Annotated in this window: 5 protein-coding genes; 3 read left to right on the forward strand and 2 right to left on the reverse strand. The window is 74.7% G+C overall.

From position 1 onward, the window contains the following. Window positions 1-43: 43 nt before the first annotated feature. On the reverse strand, window positions 44-481 hold the full coding sequence (locus HMPREF3105_RS12185; protein WP_070709856.1) for a hypothetical protein: 438 nt from the start codon (window positions 479-481) through the stop codon (window positions 44-46). Window positions 482-503: 22 nt separating this feature from the next. Between HMPREF3105_RS12185 and purN the strand changes: the two genes are divergently transcribed. Further along, window positions 504-1067, forward strand: a complete 564-nt coding sequence (gene purN, locus HMPREF3105_RS12190; protein ID WP_020621609.1) for a phosphoribosylglycinamide formyltransferase — start codon at window positions 504-506, stop codon at window positions 1065-1067. Here purN and HMPREF3105_RS12195 read toward each other — a convergent pair. Continuing rightward, complete coding sequence (locus tag HMPREF3105_RS12195; RefSeq protein WP_070709858.1) at window positions 1054-2475, reverse strand: MFS transporter; 1422 nt, start codon at window positions 2473-2475, stop codon at window positions 1054-1056. The two genes, purN and HMPREF3105_RS12195, sit on opposite strands and share 14 nt — an antisense overlap. Before the next feature lie 120 nt (window positions 2476-2595). Between HMPREF3105_RS12195 and purH the strand changes: the two genes are divergently transcribed. Both purH and mgtE read left to right on the forward strand, forming a co-directional pair. After that, window positions 2596-4287 carry a bifunctional phosphoribosylaminoimidazolecarboxamide formyltransferase/IMP cyclohydrolase gene (gene purH / locus HMPREF3105_RS12200; RefSeq protein ID WP_070709860.1) on the forward strand — a complete coding sequence of 564 codons (1692 nt, stop codon included), beginning with the start codon at window positions 2596-2598 and terminating at the stop codon, window positions 4285-4287. Window positions 4288-4355: 68 nt separating this feature from the next. Next, window positions 4356-5708, forward strand: coding sequence for a magnesium transporter (mgtE, locus tag HMPREF3105_RS12205; RefSeq protein ID WP_070709862.1), 1353 nt, complete (start codon window positions 4356-4358; stop codon window positions 5706-5708). Window positions 5709-5796 lie beyond the last annotated feature (88 nt).

The following is a 5796-nucleotide window of genomic DNA, read 5'->3' on the forward strand; positions in this document are numbered from 1 at the left end:
GACCGGCCGTCCCCGCGCCGGGCGCGGGACTGACGCCCGCGGCTCAGGGCCGCAGCTGGGGCACCCCCGTGCGCTCCTCCACCTGACGGGTGAACTCGTCCGCGCACGCCTGCTGCGCCCGCACGGTGAGCGCGGAGGCGCCGCACTGCTCGAGCTGGACCGTCGCGTCCCACGCGAGCAGCGGCAGCGCCGCCGTCGTCATGCCCATCAGCGCCATCGCCATGCCGGCGGACGCCACCGCGCGGGGCAGCCCCGAGCGCTCGGCGCCGCGGCTCGTGACCCACACGCGCACGCCGAGCACGAGGGCGACCAGCCCCAGCGCGAGGGCGATCAGCTTCCACGGCAGCACGAGGGAGAAGGAGAGCACCATCCCCAGCAGCGCCACGGACTGCCACAGCAGGGCACGGCCGGTGCGCACGCGGCCGGGATCCGGGGCGCCCTGCGGCGGGCGGGGCGGGGAGGAGGGAACGGGGGCGGACACCCCCTCACCCTACGATGGGCGCATGCGCATCGTTGCCCTCGTCTCCGGTTCCGGCACCAACCTGCAGGCCGTCCTCGACGCCGTCGCCTCCGGCGCCCTGGACGTGGAGATCGCCGCGGTGGGCGCCGACGTCGCCGACGCCGGCGGCCTGGAGCGTGCCCGCGCCCACGGGATCGAGACGTTCGTGGTGTCCCCGAAGGACCACGCGGACCGGCGCGCGTGGGACGAGGCGCTCGCGGACGCCGTCGTCGCCTACGCGCCGGACTGGGTGGTGTGCTCCGGGTTCATGCGGATCCTGGGCGCCCCGCTGCTCGAGCGGTTCGAGGGCCGCATCCTCAACACCCACCCGGCCCTGCTGCCCTCCTTCCCGGGGGCCCACGGCGTCCGGGACGCGCTGGCGCACGGGGTGAAGGTCACCGGCTGCACCGTGCACGTGGTGGACGCGGGCGTGGACACCGGCCCGATCCTCGCGCAGGCCGCGGTGCCCGTGCTGGACACGGACACCGAGGCCGAGCTGCACGAGCGCATCAAGGTCCAGGAGCGGGCCCTGCTGCTGCGCGTGCTCGGCGAGCTCAGTCGGCGCTGACCTCGAGGGTGCGGCCGCGGGTCTCCGGGGCCAGCGCCAGCATCGCCGCGCAGGCCAGGACCACGAGCCCGCCGGTGACGGCGAACGCCCCCGGCAGCCCGAGGGCGGGGACCAGCGTGCCCACGAAGAGCAGCGGGCCCAGGCCCGCGCCCACCCGCGAGGCCGCCGACGCCCAGCCGAAGCCGGAGGCGCGCAGCGTCGTCGGGTACAGCTCGGAGACGTACGTGTAGAGCACCGGGATCGCGACCTGCACCACGAAGCCGAACGTCAGCACGAGCGGCAGCACCGCGGCGGGCACGTCCAGCACGCTCGCCAGCCAGACGGTCAGGGCGCTCGCGACGACGGCGCTGACGGCCAGCAGCCAGCGGCGGCCGGTGACCTCGATCAGCACGGTGGCCACGACCACGCCGAGCAGGCCGGCCGCGGCCATGCCGGAGGTCATGATGAAGGCGCGGCCCTCCGCGTAGCCGGCGTCGATGAGGAACGTCGGCAGCCACTGCAGCGCGATGTAGTAGACGAGCATGATGGCCACGAACAGGGCCCAGGCGACCGCGGTGATCCGCGGGGAGAACCGCCAGACCGCGGCGAGCTGTGCGCCGACGCCGCCGGAGCGGGCCGGCTCGGCCGGGGGCATCGCGTAGGGCCGGCGGGGTGCGCCGGTGGCCGCCACCATGCGGTCGATGACGGCGCGGGCCTGCGCCTCGCGGCCCCGGCTCATCAGGAACAGCGGGGACTCGGGGATGCCCAGGCGCACGACGAACACGAGCAGGGCCGGCAGGACCATGGCCAGCAGGGGCAGGCGCCAGTCGCCCCACGTGCCCACGAGCCAGGCGGAGACGAGGCCGCACAGCGCGGCGCCGACGGGCCACCAGCCGTCCATCGCGGCCAGGACGCGGCCGCGCAGCCGGCGCGGGGTGAACTCGCCCACGAGCGCGTAGTCCACGGGGATCGTGCCGCCCAGGCCCATGCCGGCCACGAAGCGGAACAGCGCGAACCACAGCAGGGAGTCCGTCAGCGCGCCCGCGATCGTGAACACGGAGAAGATCGCGAGCGTCCACGCGAACGCCGCCTTGCGGCCGATGCGGTCCGCGATGGTGCCCCACAGGAACGCGCCCACGGCCATGCCGATGAGGTTGGCGGTGCCGATCCACGCGGCGTCCGCCTTGTCCAGGGCCCACTCCTCGCGCAGCAGCGGGATCATCACGCCGTTGAGCGTGACGTCCCATGCGTCGAACATGAAGCCCAGGCCGCCGATCAGGAAGATGCGGCCCTGGACGGACCAGCGCCACGGCAGCTCCTGGACGACCGCCTCGCCGGTGGGCAGGGCGGCGTCGGGGGCGACGACGTCGGGCCCGGGTCCGGGGTGCGCGCCGTCGGCGCTGGGGCGGGGTGGGGTGGCGGAGGACATGGTCGGCTCCCGTTCGTCGGGTGGAGTGGGGGGCGGTCCGTCACGCGGACGCCTGGGCCATTATGCGGCCCGGCCTATGCTGGGGGACGCACCCGGACCCCCTCGAAGGAGCGCCCCCTCGTGACCTCTGCCCAGCCCATCACCACCGTCCTGGACACGGTGCCCCTGAAGCGGGCCCTGATCTCCGTGTACGACAAGACCGGCCTCGAGGAGCTCGCCACCGGGCTCCACGCCGCGGGCGTGCAGATCGTCTCGACCGGCTCCACCGCCCAGCGCATCGCCGCCGCCGGCGTGCCGGTGACCGAGGTCGCCGAGGTCACCGGGTTCCAGGAGTGCCTGGACGGCCGCGTGAAGACGCTGCACCCGCGCGTGCACGCGGGCATCCTGGCGGACCGTCGTCGCGAGGACCACGTGACCCAGCTGCGCGCGCTCGAGGTGGAGCCGTTCGACCTCGTCGTCGTGAACCTCTACCCGTTCGTGGACACCGTGAACTCGGGCGCCGCGGAGGACGCCGTCGTCGAGCAGATCGACATCGGCGGGCCGTCCATGGTGCGCGCGGCCGCGAAGAACCACGCGTCCGTGGCGATCGTCGTGGACCCGGCCCGCTACGGCGAGGTCGTCCAGGCCGCCCAGTCCGGCGGCTTCGACCTGCGCGCCCGCCGGCGCCTGGCCGCCCTGGCCTTCGCCCACACCGCGGCGTACGACAACGCCGTGGCCGCCTGGACCGCCGCCCACTTCGGCGAGGACACGCACGCCGACGAGATCCCCGTGTTCCCGCCCTACGCCGGCTTCTCCCTCGAGCGCGCGCAGATCCTGCGCTACGGCGAGAACCCGCACCAGCCCGCGGCGCTGTACCTGGACTCCTCGGCGGCCCCCGGCATCGCGCAGGCCGAGCTGCTGCACGGCAAGCCGATGAGCTACAACAACTACGTGGACGCCGACGCCGCGGTGCGCGCCGCCTTCGACCACCCGGTCCCGGCCGTGGCGATCGTCAAGCACGCCAACCCGTGCGGCGTGGCCGTCACGGACGCGGGCACGGACATCGCGCAGGCGCACGCCAAGGCCCACGCGTGCGACCCGGTCTCCGCGTTCGGCGGCGTGATCGCGGCCAACCGCCCCGTCACCGCCGCCATGGCCGCCCAGGTGAAGGACGTGTTCACGGAGGTCGTCGTGGCCCCGGCGTTCGAGCCCGAGGCCCTGGAGATCCTCTCCGCCAAGAAGAACCTGCGCCTGCTGAGCCTGCCCGAGGGCTTCCTGCGGGACGCCGTGGAGGCCAAGCAGGTCTCCGGCGGCATGCTGCTGCAGATCGCGGACGCGGTGGACGCGGACGGCGACGACCCGGCCACCTGGACCCTCGCCGCCGGCCCCGCCGCCGACGAGGCCGTCCTGGCTGACCTGGCCTTCGCGTGGCGCGCCGTGCGCGCGGCCAAGTCCAACGCCGTGCTGCTGGCCCACGACGGCGCCACGGTCGGCGTGGGCATGGGCCAGGTCAACCGCCTCGACTCCTGCCGCCTGGCCGTCGAGCGCGCCAACACCCTGGGCGCCGCGCAGACCGGCGGGCAGGACGTGAGCAGCGCCGGCGGCGCGGAGAACGTCTCCGGGGAGGGCGCCCCCGAGCGGGCCCGCGGGTCCGTGGCCGCCTCGGACGCGTTCTTCCCGTTCGCGGACGGGCTGCAGATCCTCATCGACGCCGGCGTGAAGGCCGTCGTCCAGCCGGGCGGCTCCGTCCGGGACGAGGAGGTCGTGGCCGCGGCCGAGGCCGCCGGCGTGAGCCTGTACCTGACCGGGGCGCGCCACTTCTTCCACGGCTGAGCGCGGCGCGCCGCTGCCGGACGGGGGCCCGGACCGGGCCCCCGCGACCCCCAGGAGGTGACGAGGCGATGACCCGCCGCGAGGTCGAGAGCGTCGAGGACCGCATCCGTGAGCACCTGCGCAGGGACGACCTCGACAGCGCGGTCGAGCTGCTGCGCGCGCTGTCCCCGGGCGACGCGCTCGACCTCCTGGACCGCTCCGAGCCGCGCATGGCCCCGATGCTGTTCCGCCTCCTGGACAAGACGACGGCGGTCCAGGTCTTCGCGGCCATGGAGACGGGCCAGCAGTCCGACCTGGTGCGCAAGCTCCAGGACGGTCAGGTCCAGGACCTCTTCGCCGAGCTGCGGGTCTCGGGCCAGGCCCGGCTGCTCGACGAGATGCCGGCCAACGTGGCCCGCAAGATGCTCGCCGGGCTCGACGCGGAGGCGAGCGGCAAGGCCGGCCGGCTCCTGGGCTACCCGGCGGACTCGGTGGGACGGCGGTTGCGCATGGCGCCCGTGCGCCTGCGCGAGGACTGGACCGTGTCCACCGCGCTCGAGAACCTCCGGGAGCACGGGGGGCAGGAGCAGGCCGCCATCGTCTCCGTGCCGGTGGTCAGTCCCCAGGCGCGTCTGACGGGCGTCGTCGACGTCTCCGTGCTGGTCACGCAGCCGCTCGATGCGCGAGTCTCGGAGATCATGCGGGAACCGGTGTCCGCCGTCGCCACCGAGGACGCCGAGGAGGTGGCCCGGCTCTGCGCGGACCGCCGTCTGTGGACCGTGCCGGTGACGGACTCGGAGGGTCGCCTGATCGGGGTGTTCACGGTGGCCGACGCCCTCGAGGTCCTCGACGAGGGGTCGACCGAGGACTCCGCCCGCGCCGGCGGCGTGGAGCCGCTGGGTCGTCCCTACCTGGCGACCTCCGTCCTGAGCCTGATGCGCTCGCGGATCACGTGGCTGCTCGTGCTCGCGATCGGGGCCACCCTCACCGTGCAGGTGCTCGGCGTCTTCGAGGACACGCTCGAGGAGATGGTCGTCCTCTCCCTGTTCATCCCGCTGATCATCGGCACCGGCGGCAACACGGGCAACCAGGCGGCCACCACGGTCACCCGGGCGCTCGCCCTCGACGACGTCCGGCCCCGCGACGCGCCGCGCGTGATGTTCCGCGAGCTGCGCGTCGGCATGGCCCTGGGCGGGTGCATCGGCCTGCTGGGCCTCGTGCTCGCCGGGTTCGTGTTCTCGTGGCCCGTCGGTCTCGTGATCGGGGCGACGCTGTTCACCGTGTGTGCCTTCGCCGCCACCGTCGGCGGTCTCATGCCGTTGGCGGCCCGCACGATCGGCGCCGACCCCGCCGTGTTCTCGAACCCGTTCATCTCGACGCTCGTGGACGCCCTCGGCCTGGTCGTCTACTTCTTCATCGCCCAGGCCGTGCTCGGCATCTGAGCCGGCCACGGTCCACGCCGCCCTGCCCGCCTCGGCGAGGCGTTCCGGGGCGGGCCCGCCGGACCGGCCGTGCCGCCGTCGTCGGGGG

Origin of the sequence: Micrococcus sp. HMSC31B01, from assembly GCF_001816085.1 — a bacterium.
GTDB lineage: Bacteria > Actinomycetota > Actinomycetes > Actinomycetales > Micrococcaceae > Micrococcus > Micrococcus luteus.

Bases quoted from the DNA above. Each gene is read 5' to 3' on its own strand.
- HMPREF3105_RS12195 (WP_070709858.1), bottom strand. From the start codon at position 2,475: ATGTCCTCCGCCACCCCACCCCGCCCCAGCGCCGACGGCGCGCACCCC.
- mgtE (WP_070709862.1), top strand. From the start codon at position 4,356: ATGACCCGCCGCGAGGTCGAGAGCGTCGAGGACCGCATCCGTGAGCAC.
- purN (WP_020621609.1), top strand. From the start codon at position 504: ATGCGCATCGTTGCCCTCGTCTCCGGTTCCGGCACCAACCTGCAGGCC.